The 371-nt window shown below is 47.2% G+C and carries 1 pseudogene; it reads right to left on the reverse strand.

Going from position 1 to position 371, the window contains the following annotated elements:
- Positions 1 to 145: 145 nt before the first annotated feature.
- Positions 146 to 371: pseudogene (locus STRDD11_RS13840) on the reverse strand (DDE transposase); the annotation flags it as partial.

A 371-nucleotide genomic window follows, 5' to 3' on the forward strand; every position in this document is an offset into this window, starting at 1 on the left:
AATCAATAACCCTGTAGCTATTTTTGTTCCTGCTAGACTGACCGCTTCTCATTTCGGCCTGACTCTAAGATTTTTGAAGGCATTTTTTGAATTCAGGACACAACAAACAGAAGGCTTCCGCCTGTTTTAAATATGGAATCTTCTTTCACACCACCCAAGCAGCTAAATGAGCCGTCTCTTGCTCCCTAACCTTGGCACAGGCAAAGGCCAGCTGAATGAGAAAAGCCATAGAAACAAATAAATCCATCTTAGCCAGCCCGCGAATGCTCCGATCCTCAAAGCGAAAATCCCGATCCAAACGGCCATTGATCCGCTCAGCCGCTGTCCGTCTCCGGTATTCCCGCCTGAACTTCTTAGACTGCCGGCTGATT

The sequence above is a fragment of the Streptococcus sp. DD11 genome, assembly GCF_001578865.1.
Lineage (GTDB): Bacteria > Bacillota > Bacilli > Lactobacillales > Streptococcaceae > Streptococcus > Streptococcus panodentis.